Annotated in this window: 18 protein-coding genes; 7 read left to right on the top strand and 11 right to left on the bottom strand. The window is 39.1% G+C overall.

The features are described 5' to 3' along the window. Nucleotides 1-14 precede the first annotated feature (14 nt). From leuD to leuB, 3 genes are all read left to right on the top strand, one after another. Entirely contained in the window at nucleotides 15-662 is a 648-nt protein-coding gene (leuD, locus tag F968_RS16705) for a 3-isopropylmalate dehydratase small subunit (protein WP_004794860.1), read from the top strand. A gap of 112 nt (nucleotides 663-774) precedes the next feature. Beyond that, nucleotides 775-1,359 carry a hypothetical protein gene (locus tag F968_RS16700; protein ID WP_004794858.1) on the top strand — a complete coding sequence of 195 codons (585 nt, stop codon included), beginning with the start codon at nucleotides 775-777 and terminating at the stop codon, nucleotides 1,357-1,359. A gap of 37 nt (nucleotides 1,360-1,396) precedes the next feature. Beyond that, the gene (gene leuB, locus F968_RS16695; RefSeq protein WP_004794856.1) at nucleotides 1,397-2,476 is read left to right on the top strand and encodes a 3-isopropylmalate dehydrogenase; all 1,080 of its coding nucleotides are present in this window, start codon (nucleotides 1,397-1,399) and stop codon (nucleotides 2,474-2,476) included. Between the two features lie 53 nt (nucleotides 2,477-2,529). Here the strand turns inward: leuB and F968_RS16690 are convergent, their stop codons facing one another. Beyond that, a complete protein-coding gene (locus tag F968_RS16690) occupies nucleotides 2,530-2,937 on the bottom strand; it encodes a hypothetical protein (RefSeq protein ID WP_004794854.1) in 408 nt (135 codons plus the stop codon). 175 nt (nucleotides 2,938-3,112) lie between these two features. On the opposite strand from F968_RS16690, the gene F968_RS16685 reads away from it, so the two are divergent. Continuing rightward, on the top strand, nucleotides 3,113-3,484 hold the full coding sequence (locus F968_RS16685) for a lysozyme inhibitor LprI family protein (protein WP_004794852.1): 372 nt from the start codon (nucleotides 3,113-3,115) through the stop codon (nucleotides 3,482-3,484). A 51-nt stretch (nucleotides 3,485-3,535) separates the two neighbouring features. Here F968_RS16685 and infA read toward each other — a convergent pair whose 3' ends face one another. Beyond that, a complete protein-coding gene (gene infA / locus F968_RS16680) occupies nucleotides 3,536-3,757 on the bottom strand; it encodes a translation initiation factor IF-1 (protein WP_001284370.1) in 222 nt (73 codons plus the stop codon). 263 nt (nucleotides 3,758-4,020) lie between these two features. On the opposite strand from infA, the gene F968_RS16675 reads away from it, so the two are divergent. Continuing rightward, complete coding sequence (locus F968_RS16675; protein ID WP_004794851.1) at nucleotides 4,021-5,031, top strand: AraC family transcriptional regulator; 1,011 nt, start codon at nucleotides 4,021-4,023, stop codon at nucleotides 5,029-5,031. A 292-nt stretch (nucleotides 5,032-5,323) separates the two neighbouring features. Here the strand turns inward: F968_RS16675 and truA are convergent, their stop codons facing one another. From truA to asd, 5 genes are all read right to left on the bottom strand, one after another. Continuing rightward, the gene (truA, locus tag F968_RS16670; protein WP_004794850.1) at nucleotides 5,324-6,121 is read right to left on the bottom strand and encodes a tRNA pseudouridine(38-40) synthase TruA; all 798 of its coding nucleotides are present in this window, start codon (nucleotides 6,119-6,121) and stop codon (nucleotides 5,324-5,326) included. 14 nt (nucleotides 6,122-6,135) lie between these two features. Next, nucleotides 6,136-7,107 (bottom strand): asparaginase, encoded by a 972-nt coding sequence (locus tag F968_RS16665; RefSeq protein ID WP_004794846.1) that lies wholly within the window; start codon nucleotides 7,105-7,107, stop codon nucleotides 6,136-6,138. Nucleotides 7,108-7,162: 55 nt separating this feature from the next. Next, nucleotides 7,163-8,455 (bottom strand): hypothetical protein, encoded by a 1,293-nt coding sequence (locus F968_RS16660; protein WP_004794843.1) that lies wholly within the window; start codon nucleotides 8,453-8,455, stop codon nucleotides 7,163-7,165. Nucleotides 8,456-8,514: 59 nt separating this feature from the next. Continuing rightward, nucleotides 8,515-9,864, bottom strand: a complete 1,350-nt coding sequence (locus F968_RS16655; RefSeq protein WP_004794841.1) for a type IV pilus assembly protein FimV — start codon at nucleotides 9,862-9,864, stop codon at nucleotides 8,515-8,517. A 148-nt stretch (nucleotides 9,865-10,012) separates the two neighbouring features. Then, complete coding sequence (gene asd / locus F968_RS16650; protein WP_004794839.1) at nucleotides 10,013-11,131, bottom strand: aspartate-semialdehyde dehydrogenase; 1,119 nt, start codon at nucleotides 11,129-11,131, stop codon at nucleotides 10,013-10,015. 186 nt (nucleotides 11,132-11,317) lie between these two features. Here asd and F968_RS16645 point away from each other — a divergent pair, with 186 nt between their 5' ends. Together F968_RS16645 and gltP are read left to right on the top strand one after the other, a co-directional pair. Next, complete coding sequence (locus F968_RS16645) at nucleotides 11,318-12,427, top strand: endonuclease/exonuclease/phosphatase family protein (protein ID WP_004794837.1); 1,110 nt, start codon at nucleotides 11,318-11,320, stop codon at nucleotides 12,425-12,427. Between the two features lie 698 nt (nucleotides 12,428-13,125). Next, entirely contained in the window at nucleotides 13,126-14,412 is a 1,287-nt protein-coding gene (gene gltP, locus F968_RS16640) for a glutamate/aspartate:proton symporter GltP (protein ID WP_004794835.1), read from the top strand. A gap of 57 nt (nucleotides 14,413-14,469) precedes the next feature. Here gltP and F968_RS16635 read toward each other — a convergent pair whose 3' ends face one another. The 4 genes from F968_RS16635 to F968_RS16620 form a co-directional block, all read right to left on the bottom strand. After that, nucleotides 14,470-15,570 (bottom strand): glycosyltransferase family 4 protein, encoded by a 1,101-nt coding sequence (locus tag F968_RS16635; protein ID WP_004794833.1) that lies wholly within the window; start codon nucleotides 15,568-15,570, stop codon nucleotides 14,470-14,472. Between the two features lie 269 nt (nucleotides 15,571-15,839). After that, nucleotides 15,840-16,775: an LpxL/LpxP family acyltransferase gene (locus tag F968_RS16630; protein ID WP_004794831.1), complete on the bottom strand. Its 936-nt coding sequence runs from the start codon at nucleotides 16,773-16,775 to the stop codon at nucleotides 15,840-15,842. Between the two features lie 116 nt (nucleotides 16,776-16,891). Continuing rightward, the gene (locus tag F968_RS16625) at nucleotides 16,892-17,524 is read right to left on the bottom strand and encodes a LysE family translocator (RefSeq protein WP_004794830.1); all 633 of its coding nucleotides are present in this window, start codon (nucleotides 17,522-17,524) and stop codon (nucleotides 16,892-16,894) included. Nucleotides 17,525-17,747: 223 nt separating this feature from the next. Continuing rightward, nucleotides 17,748-19,658, bottom strand: coding sequence for an ATP-binding cassette domain-containing protein (locus tag F968_RS16620; RefSeq protein WP_004794828.1), 1,911 nt, complete (start codon nucleotides 19,656-19,658; stop codon nucleotides 17,748-17,750). Nucleotides 19,659-19,665: the final 7 nt, after the last annotated feature.

Raw genomic sequence — 19,665 nt, 5'->3', positions numbered from 1 at the left:
GTCTGGAGCAAACCATGAAAGCTTATACAGTTGAACAAGGTATCGTTGCACCATTAGATCGTGCCAATGTTGATACAGATTTAATTATTCCAAAACAGTTTTTGAAATCAATCAAACGTACTGGTTTTGGCGATAACTTATTTGATGAACTTCGTTATTTAGATGAAGGTTATCCGGGACAAGACAATTCAGTACGTCCAAAAAATCCGGATTTCGTTTTGAACCAACCACGTTATCAAGGCGCAAATGTTTTAATTGCTCGTACTAACTTTGGTTGTGGTTCAAGCCGTGAGCATGCACCTTGGGCATTAAATGAATACGGTTTCCGTACTGTTATTGCGCCAAGTTTTGCTGATATTTTCTTTAATAACTGTTTTAAAAATGGCATGTTACCTGTCATTTTGTCAGAAGAAATTGTTGATCAATTAATTAAAGAATGTGCGGCAAATGAAGGATATCAATTAACAATTGATTTAGCTGCTCAGGAAGTACGTACGCCAACAGGTGAAGCTTTTAAATTTGAAGTTGATCCATTTCGTAAGCATTGCTTATTAAATGGCTTGGATGATATCGGTTTAACTCTTCAAAATTCCGACGCAATTCGCGCTTATGAAGAAAAAACTAAACAAGTTCGTCCTTGGGTATTCCAAGAGTTAAATTAACCTTTTGGTACATTTTAAACATAGCCATGGCGTAGCGTTCAAACTCTTGCTAACATGCTAAAGCATAAAAACACCTTAAAATTATGCACTAGATGAGGATTGGGCTTGAACAATGAAGAGGAACGTTACTCATAGCTTTTTGTTGAGCCTGTGCGCAATAACACTCAGTGCTTGTCAGAGCACGTATAATGTAGTGGATACTGTCCGTATTAAGCAGGCTGAACAAGAAAATTTGGGGCAGAATGCAGCAATATATTGTTCGGGTGCGAAGAGTTGTGAATTTGAACGACTAAATGATATTACTGTAGTGGATGCGCAAACACGACGAATTAGTAATCAGGCAATTCATCAAGGAATTGTAAGATTGCACGGTTCAGTGCTTGGTCAAACCAACAGTTTATATTTATCTGTACCCGCTAAACAATATGAAGTGGTGATCCGTTTCTATCCGATTTCTCCAGATCGGGCCGAAACAATCCATGTTATTCACCAGTTTAATGCCAACCATCGCTATACATTTAAAATGTACCGAGACAAAACCAACCGTTCGGGTAGTTTGCTGAATGTTTCTGTACCAGATCCTTTATGTGTTGACTTGGAACAAGATGAGCGTGTTATTCGCCGTTTCTGTCGACCATTTAATGTGACAACAGGGCTAGGTGAATTTGTCGAACAGAAAAAACTAACCCCGCGGTAGTTATAACGCTGCTCGTCTTTGAAAATGGAAAAAGTTCATGTCTAAACAGATTTTAATTTTAGCTGGTGATGGTATTGGTCCTGAAATTGTTGGGGCGGCAGAAAAAGTATTAAATACAGTAAATGAAAAATTTAATTTATCGTTAACTTGGGAACATGGTTTACTAGGCGGTGCAGCAATTGATGCGCATGGTGAACCGTATCCAGCTGTAACGAGTGAACAAGCAAAAAAAGCTGATGCAATCTTATTAGGTGCGGTAGGCGGACCAAAATGGGACACCATTGAGCGCTCTATTCGTCCTGAACGTGGTCTTTTAAAAATTCGTAGTGAACTCAACTTGTTCGCTAATTTGCGCCCAGCGATTTTATATCCGCAATTAGCAGACGCTTCTAGCTTAAAACCTGAAATTGTTGCTGGCTTAGATATTTTAATTGTTCGTGAATTAACTGGCGGTATCTATTTCGGTCAGCCACGTGGTATTCGTGAACTCGAAAACGGCGAAAAACAAGGCTATAACACAGACGTTTATTCTGAAAGTGAAATTAAGCGCATTGCAAAAGTTGCTTTTGAGCTTGCAGGTTTACGTGGTGGTAAAGTTTGTTCGGTCGATAAAGCCAACGTTTTAGAAGTTACAGAACTTTGGAAGCAAACAGTTACTGATTTGCAGCAAGCAAGTTATTCAAACATTCAGCTTTCACATATGTATGTCGATAATGCTGCAATGCAACTTGTACGTGCGCCTAAACAGTTTGACGTGATCGTAACGGGTAACTTGTTTGGCGATATCTTGTCTGATGAAGCAGCAATGCTTACAGGTTCAATCGGTATGTTGCCTTCTGCATCGTTAGATGAAAATGGTAAAGGTATGTATGAACCTTGTCATGGTTCGGCGCCTGACATCGCAGGTCAAAATGTGGCAAACCCATTAGCAACGATTCTTTCTGTTGCAATGATGCTTCGTTATACCTTCCGTGAAGAAGCTGCTGCTAAAGCAATTGAAGATGCGGTAGGACAAGTACTTGATCAAGGCTTGCGTACAGCAGATATTATGTCTGAAGGTATGACAAAAGTTGGTACAGCTGAAATGGGTGAGGCAGTTGTCGCTGCTCTTGTTTAAAAGCTTCTTATAAAAAACGCAGCTCAAGGCTGCGTTTTTTTTGTGCCTATGTTTTAGCAGGCTTTACCTTCATATTGAATAGACTCGGCAATATCGTTCTTCAGCTGAAAAATAACTTTGCAGTTGAAATTTAAATCGTAAGAATTGCCGCCCAAATTACCTGATTGTATAGCGACAGAATTACCTCTCATGTCGACATTAGTCACCATCGGGATTGGAATATTTAATGGACGTAAAATCGTATAGATGAGTTGATTGGATGTTTTCTGTGGAGTATTTGCGACTTGAAAACCAAGACTTCGTAGATTGATATCTTGTCGAATAGTTGCAGAAGATTTGCCTAGAAAGCCCTTTAAATATTCTTGTAAATCTATAGATTGGCGTGGATGGCTAGTACAACCGCTTACATTCATTATGATTAAACAAAGTAGGCCAATTTGGCATCGGGTAGCTGTATTCATTTTTATCTCAATAAAAAATTATATTTATTATTAAAGAACAATAGGTTGGATTTGAATACTTGTAAAGTAAAAAAGGAAGATTATGATAAATAGAAGGTGAATTTGTCTTGCGATTTATCATTACATACAAATCATTATTAATAATAATTTCATAGAAAACTTAAGGAAGAAAAGTATGAGAAAAATAGTTTTTGCTTTTTTATGCAGCTTTGGAATGACGGCGGTCTATGCAGATAACTGTGATAGTGCCCGAAATACTTACGATGATATTTACTGTACAAATAAAATTTATGCGAGTGCTGATGCAGATCTGAATAAGAACTATCAAGCATTGCGCGTAAAATTAAATACGGCCCAGAAAAATATTCTTAAAAAATCTCAGCTCGCGTGGATACGTCAACGTGATGCAGATTGTACAGATTCAAATAGGAATAGCGTAGACGTGCAATGTCGTTTGCAGACAACGCAAGAAAGAAACCATTGGCTGCAAGAAAGACTGCGTGAATGCCAAACGGTAGGATGTAAAACCAGTCGCTTAAGTGAATAAATAACGCAATAAAAAAGCCACATCATAAAGTGGCTTTTTTGCATTCACTAATTAGCGAGCACGGTACGTAATACGACCTTTAGTGAGGTCATATGGAGTCATTTCGACTTTTACACTGTCGCCAGTAAGAATACGAATATAGTGTTTACGCATTTTACCAGAAATGTGTGCAATAACTTCGTGACCGTTTTCAAGACGTACACGGAACATCGTATTAGGAAGCGTTTCGGTGACAACGCCTTCGAACTCAATGAGTTCCTCTTTATTGGCCATAGCCTACCTGATGATCAAATTGGAAAGGCGCAAATTATAGTCAATTTATTTAAAAAAAACAAGATAGACATCCTTTTGCTAAAGCATCTGGTTAAAGTATGACTAATAAAAAAAGATGTAATTTTTTTCACAAAAGAAGAGTAATTCTGTTGTCAGTTTGGTCAATCAACGCTAATCTAAAATCATAGTTATTAGGGACTGTTAATTGCGTAAAGGTCAACAGCCCTAAATATCAATGAAGTATCTACATGGAAGGGCACTGCGTGGGTCAGCTAACAGATGCATCAGTTGTATTACGCTTTGGCTATCAAGCGATTCGTCGTGCGGGTTTGCCAACAGAAGAAATATTAACCAAAGCGGGAGTTGCTTTAAATCAGGTTGATACAAATGCACGTACACCGTTAAGTGCACAGTACGCCTTTTGGACTGCCGCTCAGGAAGTCAGTAAAGATCCAGACATCGGTCTGCATTTAGGCGAACATTTGCCTTTGTACCGTGGTCAGGTCATTGAACATCTATTTATTAGTAGTGAAACTTTTGGTGAAGGTCTAAAACGGGCCTTGGCTTATCAGCGACTTATTAGTGATGCTTTTGATGCAAAACTAGTCGTTGAGGAAGGGCGTTGTTATTTAACCAATGGTGAACAAATTGGTGCTGATAATCTCGTCAATCGTCACTTCTCTGAATGTGCAATTTCGGGCATCCTTAGATTTTTTAAGTTTATTACCGAAGGACAATTTCATCCTATCTTCATCGATTTTAATTTTAGTGAAGGTGCCTCGGAGGATGAATATTTCCGAGTGTATGGCTGCCCAGTCAGTTTAGGTCAGAAAGAGACACGTTTATATTTTGATCCAGCTATTCTAGATTTTCAGCTTTGGCAAGCAGAGCCTGAGTTATTGCAGTTGCATGAGCAGCTCGCAATTGAAAAATTACAGGAATTGGCTCGTTATGATTTAGTGGGTGAAGTTCGTCGCGCAATTGGTTCAACGTTGGAAAGTGGAGAAACAACCTTAGAAACGGTTGCAGCTCAGTTGAATATTACTCCACGTCGCTTACGTACTCAGCTAAGCGAAGCCAATACTAGTTTTCAGCAAATCTTGTCAGATTATCGTTGTCGATTAGCTAAAAAACTTTTAGCAAATACCAGCGAGAGTGTTGAGCGTATTGTGTATTTAACTGGCTTCTCTGAACCGAGTACGTTCTACCGTGCATTTAAGCGTTGGACGAATGAGACACCAGTTGAATATCGGAAACGTAAACAGCATCGTTAATTTATTCTATGTCATGACGGAGTCGTGCCATTGAGGCTTTCATAGCTGGATTGGCCTTCAGCTAGAGTTACTTTTCTTTCGGGATGAAGAGCGTAAGCTCTGCAAGAGCAAAAGCTTGTGACACGGTAAAGAGTAATAATTCTTACCATGTCACAAGATTAAAAATTTATCGAACTACGCACTTCGTTTGTCTTGCACTGCGGTTAAAGTACACTTTAACCTTGTTCAGGTTGCGCATGACTTTGTCGAGTATCTTATTTAGTGCTTAATTTGGATGCTGAGATTCACTGTCTTACTCTGGTAAGTTTAGCCAATGTGGTCCAAGCGGTGGCTGTGGCAGATCAAACTGCTCAGGATAATTACACTGAATAAAATAAAGACCGTCGGGTGGGGCTGTTACACCTGCCGCCTTACGATCCTGTGCAGCAAACATTGTATCGATATGATCAATTTCATACATACCTTGACCAATTTCGAGTAAGCATCCAACAATGTTGCGAACCATATGGTGTAAAAAACCATCTGCTTCAATATCTAAAACCAAATAGCGTCCATGTTCAAACAAACGGCAATGTTTTACATGTCGAACAGGCTGATTTGATTGGCACGCTGCCGCACGGAAGCTTTCAAAGTTATGAGTGCCTTCAAATTTACTTGCCGCTTCAATCATCTTTTTCACATCTAACTTTTGGTAAACGTGAGTAACCTGTTTATGCAGGAGTGCAGGGCGATGAGGCGTGTTATATATAATGTAGCGGTAACGTCGAGCAGTCGCTTTAAAACGGGCATGAAAACTTTCATCCATCAGCTTAATCCACTGAATGGAAATATCTTTAGGCAGCTGGCTATTTGCCCCTCTTAACCACCCCGTCTCTGGACGAATGGCATGAGTGTCGAAGTGTGCCACCATATTTGTCGCATGTACTCCTGCATCGGTACGACCAGCACCATGGAGTGCTATAGGTTCATTTGCGACTTTGCTAAGCACACGTTCAATAGTTTCTTGTACGCTGGCAACGCCTGGCTGTTGTGTTTGCCAACCTCGATATTGAACTCCGCTAAATTCAATACCGACTGCATAACGTTGCATGGCTTTACCTCTATTTAATGCAAATTTTCGTTCCAATGGCTGAACCATTGTTCTGGGGTTGGGTATTTTAAATAGATTTGAAGTGCTTTTGCATAGAGATCTGCGTGACTATGTGCATCACTAATGACAATTTTTGCTGTTTTGGCCCAAGCACTAATCGCATAACGTTGATCAATACCACCAAACGTCACCTGAGTTGTAAGAATTGGAACACAACCATGAGCATACAGTTCATCTAAGGTTGCTAGTAACTCTTGATTAACTGCTATGTTTCCCGTACCAAAACCTTGTAATACTAAAAATTGAGGTGGGGCTGGTAGTAAGTTTTTTAACTGCTGCACTAAGTGCTGTGTTGCAATCGGTTGCATCATCCAGTTTAAAATTTGGAATGAAGCCGCTTTTTCAATTTGAGCATCTTGTACGATCAATTCATTTTGCTGAGGTGTAAACTCAACTTCACTACTTAAACCTGAAAATGCATCGAGTTCAGTCGTATGCGTTTTTAATGCAGTTTGTGCATGGAATACTTGATGATGGAATGCAAGATACGCACCTACAGGTAGGGCAATCACTTGTTCTAATGCAAGATATAAGTTCTCAATTGCATCAGTAAATTCACGAGTATTATCACCTTGAACATTGAGTAACGGGTATTGGCTACCAGTAATCACAATATGACAGCTTTGGCCTAAAAAGCGAGCTAGGGTTGCAGCAGCATAACTAAGAGTATCTGTACCATGAATAACGACGAAGTGTTGATAACCTTCGAGTTGGAGCTGTTGTATACGTTGAATAAGACGTAGCCAATCAGGCGCTGTACAAGCGCTGCTATCTACAATATTTGGGGCAGCAAAACAGTCAACTGTTAAGTGGGGTGGTATAACTTTTTCAAGTTGAGGCAAGAATTGGTCATATGGCATAGGCGCTAAAGGTTCACCTACACAGCCAAAAGTACCACCCATATAAAATAAGGCAATTTTTTTCATCTTTTTCAGGCACAAAAGCAGTCATCTTTGACTGCTTATGGTAAAACGATCGGCTTTAAGAAGCTATGCGATTTAGTAGATTTTTCGCGCGTTGTTGTTGCTCTGTGTTGAATTTTTGCTCATTACTTGCCAACAAGGCGTGTGCTGCTGGGTAAGCACCTAACTTGATGTACTGTTCTGCAAGTTGTAAGTCGAGCTCATTTTCATCTAACTGTTTTAATTCTGGAAATGCATCTAGAAGAGGATCCTCTATTTGAGTTTGAGTCGCCTCTTCATCGACTGCCTCTATATGGTTTTGAGTTTCAATCTCTGGTGTTGTAACTAACACTGGCTCATCTAACGAAAACTCAAGAGGCGCGATTGAAGTTGCTTCTAATGGCGCTTGTTCTACGAGTGTAAGTTCATCTAGTGATGGAGCTTGTTCAACACATTTTGTCTCTGAACTTGAAGGATTTAAGTCAAGGTTAAAATCTAAAGCATTGACGCTATTCTCTTGATCTGCTTTTACCTCTAGTGCTTGAGTTTTTTTCTCAGTTTCATGCAGAGGTGCCAAGTCAAAAGAAAATTCTAAATCAGCTAGCTCATTTGTTTCTTGAGATGACGATACTTCCGGTACTTGCTGAGATGTTGATACTTCTGGTTCATGTTCTGGTTGGCTGGTATTTTCTGTAGCAGCAGTTTTTTCGAATGAAAAGTTAAATTCTAAAGGTGCAACTTCAACAGCAGGTTCTTGTTTTAAATGTGTATAGTCTTTCTGCAAATCATCAAAAGAAGCTTCAGAAGAACTTGTTGTTAACTGGTCAAACTGAGCTGTAGTGTCTGGTGTATTTTTTGGTTCTTGGTATGTTTGAGCTTGAGGAAAATCGATAGCATCAGGTTGTCTTGATGACTCATATTCTTTTTGTCTAGTTTCTGCTTGAGTCGCTATTTCATTCAGTGCCAAACTACGAATATGGCTAATTAGTTGTGTTATAGCAAACTCATCTTTTTGTGCAATATGAACTTCAAGTAATAATAAATAAAGCGCATGCTGAGTATTGTCTTTTTTTAACGCCTGGTTGACTTGAGCTTCAGCAGCTGAATATTGCTTTTCTTGAATGAGCTGCTGAATTGTTTGACGTACAGCTTCTGGAACAGGAGTACTTTGTGGAATAGGTGGAAGAGTGTCTTCTACTACATTTACTTTGCTTTTTTCACGCGAGCTTTTACTCGATTTAGAGCTCACTTTTTTATTGGTTTTTTTGTTTACCGTTTTAGGGGAAGTGGCCTCTTGTTTCTGGCTATTCTCGCGCTTTTTTAAAATAACAGCGACCACGAGTAATATGATGAACGGAATCACATATAACATTACTTTCCCCTTAAAAAATAAATATCTGCAATATAAAGCGAGCTAACTCTGGTTTTAACTTAATGTTTTTGCTTGTGAGTTTGTTGCTGTACTTTTAACTGCTGTTGTAACTCTGCCAAACGTGCATTTAAAAGTTGAATACGTTGGTCTTTTAAACGTAAAGTTTGATTTAGTTTGGTTACATTTCTTTGTAATGTAACGGTTTTTTCTCTTTTTGTCATAACTTTTACTGCTAACTCAGTATTGTTTTGACTTTGTTGTGTGCTCTTTTTAGCACTTCCATGTGTAGAATTTTGACTGTTTTCAGCCACGATGCTCATTTCTGCTTGTTGCAATCGGTATTTAGCTTGGCCAGAAGATGATTTTGCAGTATGCGTTATTTCTGTTTTTGATTTATTTTGCTGAGTTTTAGTGACAGGCGTGTGGGTAAGTTTTAGAGAAATTCCCTGACGTAAACGGTTTACATCACCTTGAATAAAAGCATGCTGGTTTTGTTTTTGGATATCATGCATGACCTTTGCAACTGGCTGTTTGGTTTTCGCTGCAATACGATTAGCAATGCTCCATAAAGATTCATTATGTTGTACTACATATTTACCAGAAGTTGCTGGTCCTTTAGATGGACTTAGGGTTTGTTTCTTTGCAATATTTTGATTGATATTTTTGGATGGAACCGATTTCTTTTGTCCTGCTAAATTTTTAACTGTTGTCTTTGGTGAAGTATGGGCATTTGAGTTAGTAATAGTAGGTTTGGTTTGTGCCTGATCGGGCGCCGTATCTGTTACAACTTGTTGAGTTGCCAGAGCGGAAGCGTTTTCACTAAGTGAGGGTGTTGAATTCGTATTTACCGCAGAGGCAGTGCCAGAGCTGATATTAAGGTTTTGTTCACTATTAGAGTTTGTTGTAGTTGGGGCCGAAGTTGATGAAGCATATTGGGTGCTTTCTGGCAGATTTAATGCAATATCCTTCTCATTAACAATAAACTGAGGAGATAAAGTACTTTCGTTATTTTCAGTCTTTTTTATCGGAGAAGGTTTAATTACAGTTTTAATATGCTGTAAACGCGTTGCAGAACCTTCACTGATTTTCACAACAATATTAAGTTCAGGATCATTAACAGGTCGGGATGAGGTGATCACAATAACCCCAGAACCTTGACCATTTTGGCGTGTATAAAAATTAAGATTTCCCGGAGGCTGATGAGTTACACCCAAAGCGCTTAAGTCTTCAGGAGTCGCTAAACTCACCTGTAATGTAGCGTTGGGGTCAGCTTGTTGGAAATTCATTTCTGCATATAACAAATCCCCGGGTGCAGACTGAATTTGTATAGGGTCTAATGTAATCGCATAAAGAGAAGGCGAAGACATAATGGTGAAAATGGCAATTTTTAATTTGTTATAAACAGTCATCTCAATCCATGACCTAATAAGTCGTAAAGTCGTTCAAAATTATACAATAATGAAATGTAAATAAATTGTAAAATTTTTACAAACCAGTTACGAAAAAGCCGATCTAATGTGATCGGCTTTTCGTTTTGACTGAATAATTCAGACCAAATTATGAGCTCTTGTATTCTACTAAGATACGTAACATGCGACGTAAAGGTTCAGCAGCACCCCAAAGTAACTGATCACCTACTGTGAATGCGCCTAAATATTCTTTACCCATATTAAGTTTGCGCAAACGGCCAACAGGTACAGTTAAGGTACCAGTTACAGCCACAGGTGTAAGGTCAGTCATAGACGCTTCACGAGTGTTTGGTACAACTTTCGCCCATTGGTTTGAAGTACGAATCATATCTTCGATTTCATCAAGCGGAACATCTTTTTTCAACTTGATTGTCAGTGCTTGAGAGTGACAACGCATCGCGCCAATACGGACACAGTGGCCATCGATCGGAACAATTTGTGAATTACCCAAGATCTTGTTGGTTTCAACCTGACCTTTCCACTCTTCTTTTGACTGACCGCTTTCGAGCTGTTTATCAATATAAGGAATCAACGATCCAGCTAATGGCACGCCAAAGTTAGCAGATGGGAAACCTTCGCCACGTTGTAACTCAGCAACTTGACGATCAATATCCAAAATTGCAGATTTAGGATCATCTAACAATGTTTTGGTATTGTTATATAAGTAGCCCATACCAGTAATGAGCTCACGCATGTTTTGTGCGCCAGCGCCTGATGCTGCTTGATAAGTCATAGCAGTCATCCACTCCACCAAATTGTTTTGGAAAAGTGAACCTACACCCATCAACATAAGCGATACTGTACAGTTACCACCTACGAAAGTTTTGGTGCCGTTAACCAAGCCGTCTTTAATAACGTTAAGATTTACTGGGTCAAGAACGATGATCGCATCATCTGACATACGTAAAGTAGAGGCTGCATCAATCCAGTAGCCATCCCAACCAGTCGCTTTTAACTGTGGGAAAACTTCAGACGTATAGTCACCACCTTGACAGGTAATAATGACATCCATTTGCTTCAGACTATTAATGTCTGTAGCTTCCATAAGTGCTGGGGCAGTCTTACCACCAAATGAAGGAGCTTCACCACCTGCATTACTGGTAGAGAAATAAAATGGCTCAATATGAGCAAAATCATTCTCTTCAACCATACGTTGCATAAGGACGGAACCGACCATCCCGCGCCAACCGACCAGACCTACTTTCATGTCATTTTGCCTCGGTGCGTTAAAATTAATAGGGGGAGTTGAGTGTATCAAAAGTGTCCACAACTGCAAGCGTTACAGAAACAAAACACCATGTTTATTGAGTAGAATATCTTGTTTATGTTACATACAAAATTGATAAAGATGACAAAATATTAAAAACCAAATCATCTTAAAAGAGAAAATTCAATGATTTATATCGAAGTTTTAGCTGGTCTGGTGATTTGGTTAAGTTTCTGGTCACTTATTCCTCGTGATGAGTGGTGGTTTCGTGGCGCCGATTTTCCTCGTTTGCAGATTCTATTTGTTGGTCTATTAGCCTTTGTTGGTATGCTGTTTTGGCCGACTGAATGGACTCTAGGGCGTGAAATAGTGCTTGCTGTGCTTATGGCGGCCATCGCCTACCAACTAAAAATGGTTTTGCCTTATACCTTGCTCTGGAAAAAGCAGGTTAAACAGGTCAAATCATCCCAGTTAGATCAGCAAAAGCAAATTTCCTTAATTGTATCGAATGTTCTAACCCCAAATGATAAATATCATTTATTGCTTGAACAGATCAGGACATTAAAACCAGATTTGTTACTTACATTGGAAAGTGATAAGACTTGGGAAAATGCTTTAAAAGAAATTGAAGAAGATTATCCTTATCGTGTTCCCGTGCCTTTAGATAATTTATACGGCATGCATTTATATAGTCGATTACCTCTATCGAATACTGAAGTTAAATTTATTTTAAGTGATGAAATTCCCTCTATTCATACTACTGTGACTTTACGATCTGGCATGCCAGTTCAACTCTATTGTTTGCATCCGAAGCCACCGAGTCCAACTGAGGCGAAAGATTCGACTTTACGTGATGCAGAGCTTTTAATTGTTGGCGACCAGATTAAAGACTTAGATGAAAGCTGTATTGTGATGGGCGATTTAAACGATGTAGCGTGGTCACGTACTACGCGATTGTTCCAGCGGATTAGTGGGCTACTTGACCCACGAGTTGGACGACATTTCATTAATACGTTTCATGCAGATTACCCATTGCTGCGTTGGTCTTTAGATCATATTTTTCATAGTACCGATTTTGGTTTAGTCAAAATGCAGCGTTTACCATATATTGGATCTGATCATTTTCCTGTATATGTTGTTTTGCAGACTGGTCGAATATTTGAACATATTCAAGAGGAATTAGAACAAACTCAAACTGATGAAGAAGAGGCTCAAAGCGCCATACAAGAAGGGATTGCCAAGGCTGAAAAAGAAGAAAAAATGGTGACTGATAAAATTGCACAGCCTTATAAATAAAAAGAATATAAAAATTGATGTAAGCAATATCTTACAAAGATTTGAGTCTAGGGCGAATAGGCAGGGGATGATAAAAACCTTATTCTACATTCATCGGCACATGGAAACGGGAATGGACGATCCCACGTAAGGATACACAAAGCTGATATGGAAATAGCATCACGGATTAGATGTTGGAACGGAAACGATAAAAATAACGATTAACCTGAAAGCACAACCTCATTTACCCGAGTTTTGCAGGACGCAGAACTCGGGTTAATATTTTATACATACCTTATTTAATTTATCGTAAAAAAGAAATATTTTTAAGCTAGTTTTAATTTTAAAACCTATCTAATTATAGCTAAGTGCCCATACGTTCTCATCTATATTTGAGCAATTTTCAGTGAAAAGAGATACAAATTTTTTTTTCATTAAGTTTTTGTTTTTATAGGTTATTGATGAGCAAATATGAGCGTTAATCTATTTAGATATAAATTGGACTTGTTTAATTAACAAATCTCAATAGAATGTGCCGATCGTTGACATGTTGGATCGTCAACAGGCATTGTTGTTTATCTCGTCAGATCGGCGAGTTGTGATTTGTTTGTGCATTTAAATTTCTGTTTGGAAATTACTGTACATATTGAGGTTTCACTCTTAGTTAGTGGTCTTCTCCCTCTCATATTTGATACTTTGCGGTGCATAAGGATTGTCTTATGAAGAATTTTAAATTTAGCCTTGCTTGGCAAATTTTAATTGCTTTAATCCTAGGGATAGTTGTCGGGGCTGTTTTACATAATCAGCCTGAAATCAAAGACAGTATTGTAACTAATGTTCTTACGCCACTTGGTAAGATCTTCATTAGCCTGATTAAAATGATTGTTATTCCAATCGTTTTCTCTACCTTAATTTTAGGTATTGCAGGTGTTGGCAGTACGAAAAGTTTAGGTCGACTTGGTTTTAAAACCATTCTCTATTTTGAAATTATTACCACTATTGCTATTTTGGTGGGTTTAGTTGCAGCGAATATCTTCCATCCAGGTTCAGGCATTGATATGTCTCAACTGGTTCAAACTGATATCTCTCAATATAAGCATACAACTGAAGAAGTTCAGTCACAGTCTCATGGCATCATGCAGACAATATTATCGCTTATCCCAACGAACATTATTAGTTCGATGGCGCATGGCGAAATGTTACCTGTGATTTTCTTTGCTGTGTTATTTGGTATTGGTTTGTCTTCATTACCAGCAACAACTAAAGATCCATTATTAAACGTATTTCATGCTGTATCGGAAACAATGTTCCGTGTAACACACATCATCATGAAATATGCGCCAGTGGGTGTATTCGGTTTGATTGCAGTAACTGTTGCAAACTTCGGTTTCGCTTCGCTTATTCCTTTAGGCAAGTTAGTCGTGTTGGTATATGGCGCGATCTTATTCTTTGCTTTGGTGGTACTTGGTTTAACTGCAAAAATGTTCAGCATCAACATCTTTACTTTGTTTAAGATTTTGAAAGACGAATTAATTTTGGCATATTCAACTGCAAGCTCTGAAACAGTTTTACCGCGTATTATGCAAAAGATGGAAGCTTATGGCGCGCCTAAAGCAATTTCTAGTTTTGTAATCCCAACTGGTTATTCATTTAACCTTGATGGTTCTACGCTTTACCAGAGTATCGCGGCAATCTTTATTGCGCAGCTTTACGGTATTGAAATGTCAATTAGCCAACAGGTCATTTTAGTTGTAACTTTAATGATTACTTCTAAAGGTATTGCGGGTGTTCCTGGCGTATCGTTTGTTGTGCTATTAGCAACATTAGGTAGTGTTGGTATACCTGTAGAAGGCTTGGCATTTATTGCTGGTGTTGACCGTATCATGGATATGGCACGTACCGCGTTGAACGTTGTAGGTAATGCACTTGCAGTACTTGTAATTAGTAAATGGGAAAAACAATACGACTATGAAAAAGCAGCAGCTTATGAAGCATCGCTTAAATAAAGCTGAATTTTTATTGTTGTAATAAAAACCCGCGTTGATCGCGGGTTTTTTATGGAGTTATTTCAGTACAGATTCATATAGAGCCAGTGTCTGATCACACATGTCTTGCAAGCTAAACATGGCAACAGGGGCAACGATTTGAGGCTGTTCAATATGCTGTCTAACTGTTTCCAGTAAAGCCTTTTCATTTCCTACGTCAACAAGACCTTGTGTATATACATTCGATAAAATCTCGGCTACGCCTCCACGGTTCCAGCCAATGACTGGCGTACCGACTGAAAGCGCTTCTAATGCTGTTCTACCAAATGTTTCTGCTTGATTGGATAGAGAGAGCACAATATCGCTAAAAGCGAGCCATTCACGAATATCTGAGCGATGTCCTACGAAGGTAATTTTATCTGCGAGTCCTTTGCTTTGAATGCTGTTTTGCAACTCATTTAAATAAGCTTGTTTTTTTGCATCGGCACCACCCACAACCACAGCATGTAGTTGAGGATATTGTTCACCTAGTTTTTGCATCAATTCAATTAAGCTTTCATGACCTTTTAAACGTGTAATACGGCCAGGTAAGCAAAGTAAAAACTTATTTTCGAGTTCAGGAAAGTCATTGAAAACTTGATTAAACCATTGTGCTGATGGCTGATAATTATGTGGAAACGCGGTTGGGTCAATTCCTCGATAAATCCGAACAATATCTTGGGGAGGGCAGTTTTGATAATGGTCAGTGATGTATTTAACCACGCTGTCAGAAACCGCTATAACTTTTTCAGCTTGCGTCATAATCGCACTATAACGATTGACTGAATAAAAGCCATGCACCGTGCTAATGAGGTGAGGGCGTTTGTTCACAGGTATTTTTCTTAAAGCAAAATGAGTGAGCCATGCAGGTACACGAGAGCGTACATGAACAATATCGGGTTGATGCTGTTCAATCAGCTGACGTAATGGGCGGATTTGCCACAAGCTTGACAGTGACTTTTTATGAATTGGCAGTGTTAAATGAGTAGAACCTTCAGCTTCGAGCTGTGAGACCAAACGCCCGCCGTTAGATACAACTAAAGACTGATGGCGTTGGGCAATAAGTGCACGTGCAATTTCGAGTGTGCCGCGTTCTACGCCACCGCTATTGAGTTCTGGGAGAAGTTGCATCACTTTCATTGTTTTTTGCCTTTAGGTTGTAGCAAAGTGGGATCTTACGATTTTGAAGTCGAAATTTAGAGATTAACCTTCGGTTCGACCTACTTTTGTTTTGGCAAAAGTAGGCAAAACCATTCTCATCCACAAAACCTGTTCACTGCTTTTGTATATCAAATTATATCGCAGAAACAGTATCTTCACTGATTTTGGGCAGGTTGTGGATGATGTTCCCGCGAGTCATATAAATAATGTTGTGCTTAATATCAATTTAAAATTATCACAGCTTTATCTTAATAGATCTCTTCATATCCCTCAGGACGTGTTTTAAAGCGACGGTGGAACCACATATATTGAGTCGGTGCGATGCGAAGTTGATTTTCAATAATTTTATTGACGCGTGTTGCATCATCGACTTCATCTTCGCTTGGCATATTGTCAACCGCAGGTTCAATCAGTACATGATACTTCGGGTTCTTAATATCCCCATGGCGATAAAAATATAAAGGCACGGCGACTGCTTTTGAGATTTTTAATAAGCGGCGGTGTGCAGTTACTGTGGCAGCAGGTACGCCGAAAAACGGTGCCATAACACCTTGTTTAAGTCCAAAGTCTTGGTCGGGGCTATACCAAATTGCATCACCATCTTTAAGGTGACGAATTAAACCACGCATATCATCATGGTCGATTTGTGCTTTATAAATCGTGCCACGGCAACGATAAATGAGCATATCGAGCAATGGGTTGTTTTGAGGTCGATAGACAACATCTGGTTCAAAATATTGAGCACACACATAACCACCTGCATCAAGAAGCGTGCTGTGAGTCCCCAGTAATAAAACACCTTTTCCCTGAGCTTGGGCATTGGTAATGTGTTCTAAACCTTCAATCGTGACTCGGTTTTTAAACCAGCGTGGGCTGTACCATGCATTTAAGGTTTCAAATACCCCAAGCATCATATCGACGAAAACTTGTCGAGCTTGTTGTTGAACCTTATCGGCAGACCATTCAGGAAAGCAGACTTCTAAATTACGAATAGTGGTTTTACGGCGTGATTTTAGATATTTCCAAGCCAGATGAGCTACGCCATGCGCCAGACGCCATTGTATGGCCCAAGGTAAAATAGCCAAAAGCATTAAAAAGACAATAGCAATCCAAACACCCCAATATTTAGGCAATAAAAAGGACCATTGAAATTCACCGGGCGTATAAGGCTGCTTTTGGCTCATAACGATATAAAGAGTTCAAAAAGTTAAAACAGGCAAAAGTGTATCACGAACTGAATTTATCGTCGTAATATACTGTTCAATTGAGTGTTAAGATAGGATGAAATAAGAAGGTTGAGTTATCTGCGATTTTCTAAAAGAATTTTAACAGCAAGTCCTGCCAGTACAGTTCCCATCAGCCAACGTTGTATATTTGCCCAAAGAGGTTTTTGTTGTAGAAAAAGAGCAATGCTACCCGCAGAAAGTACAATAAGCGCATTTACTGAAACGCTGACAAAAATTTGAATCGTACCGAGTTGAATTGATTGCCACAAAATACTGCCTTGTTGTGGATGAATAAACTGTGGCAGTAAAGATAAATACATAATCGCAATTTTAGGATTAAGCAGATTGGTCGCGAAACCCATTAAAAAGAGTTTAGCAGGGGAATCTACTGATAAATCTTTTACATTAAAAATCGGAGCGGCATTTGGACGTAGGGCTTTCCATGCAAGCCAGAGTAAATAAATTGCACCAGCAATACGAATAGTGTCATAAGCGTAAGGAACGGCTACAATTAATGCTGTAATCCCGAAAGAAGCGCAAAGCATATAAAAGATAAAGCCTACCGCTACACCACCTAAAGAGATAAATCCAGCGGTTTTCCCTTGGCAAATTGAACGGGAAATAAGGTAAATCATATTCGGACCAGGAGTGAGGACCATCGCTAAACAAATTAGTCCAAATGCCAAAATTTGAGAAAGCTCCAGCATGCTAAAACACTCCAATATTATTATGCTGTTAGATATAACATAATTCTTATATTCAAGCCCAAGGCTATTTAAAAATACTAAAAATAGCGAAGATATAATCCATTATAGGAATGTGATTTATAAGCTTTAAGTTTTTAAAAGCTTATATTCACAATATAAAAAAAGAGCCTGCTTAATTTAAGAAGGCTCTTTTTTAAAGTTCTTTTTAGGAAAGTAAAACTAATTAGTTTCCTTTGCTCATTTGTTCAAGCACGTCCCAACGTTCCAATTTTTCAAGTAATAACTCGTCAATTTCTGTAAGACGTTGGCTTGCTTTTGTTGCTGCATCAGCATCTTTAACAAACCATGAACCATCTGCAAGTTTCTCAGAAAGTTCTGCTTGCTCCTTTTCTAAGTTTTCAATTTCAGCGGGTAATTGTTCAAGTTCACGCTGATCTTTATAACTAAGTTTGACTTTTTTGGCACTGTTCTGAGCTGCGGCTTTTTCAGCTTCAGCTTTTGCCTGAGCTTTTTTAACGTCAGATTTCTGGTCTACAACTTTATCATCTGGACGTTGTTGCAAATAGTCTTGATATCCACCGATGTATTCTGCAATGTTACCTTTACCATCAAATACCCATGTAGATGTTACGACGTTATCCATAAATGCACGGTCATGGCTAATGAGAAGCAATGTGCCTTTGTAATCAGACAGCATTTCTTCTAGAAGCTCAAGGGTTACCATATCCAAGTCATTGGTTGGCTCATCCATTACAATTAGATTGGATGGTTTAAGTAGTAATTTAGCCAGTAAGATACGATTTCGTTCACCACCAGAAAGTGCTTTTACTGGAGTACGGGCACGTTCAGGGGAAAATAAGAAGTCTTGAAGGTAGCTGTAGATATGACGACGGTTGCCATTTACATCAACGAAGTCAGAGCCTTCTGAAACGTTTGCCATGACTGTTTTTTCAAGATCTAAGGCATTACGCAACTGGTCAAAATAGGCAACTTCTAACTGTGTACCTGTTTTAACTGAACCGCCATGTTCGATTTCACCTAAAATGGCTTTAATCAACGTTGTTTTACCAACGCCGTTATCACCTACCAAACCAATACGATCGCCACGCATAACAAGGGTAGAGAAATCTTTGATCAGTAAATTATCGTCGTAAGCAACGCTTAAATGTTCAATATCAAATACTAATTTACCTGAACGATTTGCGTCTTGAGTTGCCATACTCACTTTGCCTTGTTGTGAGCGGCGTGCTTTTGATTCTTCACGTAAAGCTTTTAAAGCACGAACACGGCCTTCATTACGCGTACGACGTGCTTTAATACCTTGGCGAATCCAAGCCTCTTCTTCAGCTAACTTTTTATCAAATAAAGCATTCTGTTTCTCTTCTGCTTCCATTTGCTGAGCTTTTAGCTCTAAATAGCGAGAATAATTACCCTCGTAACCGCGTAAAATACCGCGGTCGAGTTCCACAATTCGAGTTGCAATACTATCTACAAAAGAACGGTCATGCGAAATAAATAGAAGCGTTAAATTATTTTGATCGAGTAAAAACTTTTCTAACCATTCAATACTTTCAACATCTAAATGGTTCGTTGGTTCGTCTAGAAGTAATACATCTGGTTGTGTCAAAAGAGCTCGAGCCAATAAAACACGGCGTTTACGTCCACCTGACAGGTCCGCTAAGTCTGCATTTGGATCAAGTCCCATTTTACTTAAAAGAGCATTTACCTTATTTTCTAATGCCCAACCATCTAGTTGGTCTAGCTTATGCTGAAGGTTACCCATGCGATCACAGGCTTCCATATCTCCTAACATACAAGCGTCGGTCGCTTCATGATAAGCTCTGAGTACTTCAGAAGCTTCACCTGCACCATCTGCCACAATGTCCGCTACTTTGCCAGAGTCCATTGGAACGTCTTGGGCTAACATTGAAACAGTTAGACCATTTTGAATGGAAACTTCACCAGAATCTGGTAATAGGCTTCCCTCGATCAGTTTAAGTAAAGTAGACTTACCTTCACCATTACGCCCAATTAAACAGACTCGTTCGCCACGTTCTAGATTAAAGTTCGCGCCATCGAGTAGGGCAGGTCCGCCAAAAGCAAGTTGGACATCCCTTAGGGTAATATAGGCCATAATGTTT

The organism is Acinetobacter sp. NIPH 817 (assembly GCF_000368405.1).
GTDB lineage: Bacteria > Pseudomonadota > Gammaproteobacteria > Pseudomonadales > Moraxellaceae > Acinetobacter.
Note: the sequence above shows the minus strand (reverse complement) of the source record. Positions and strands in the feature narration are given on the sequence as shown.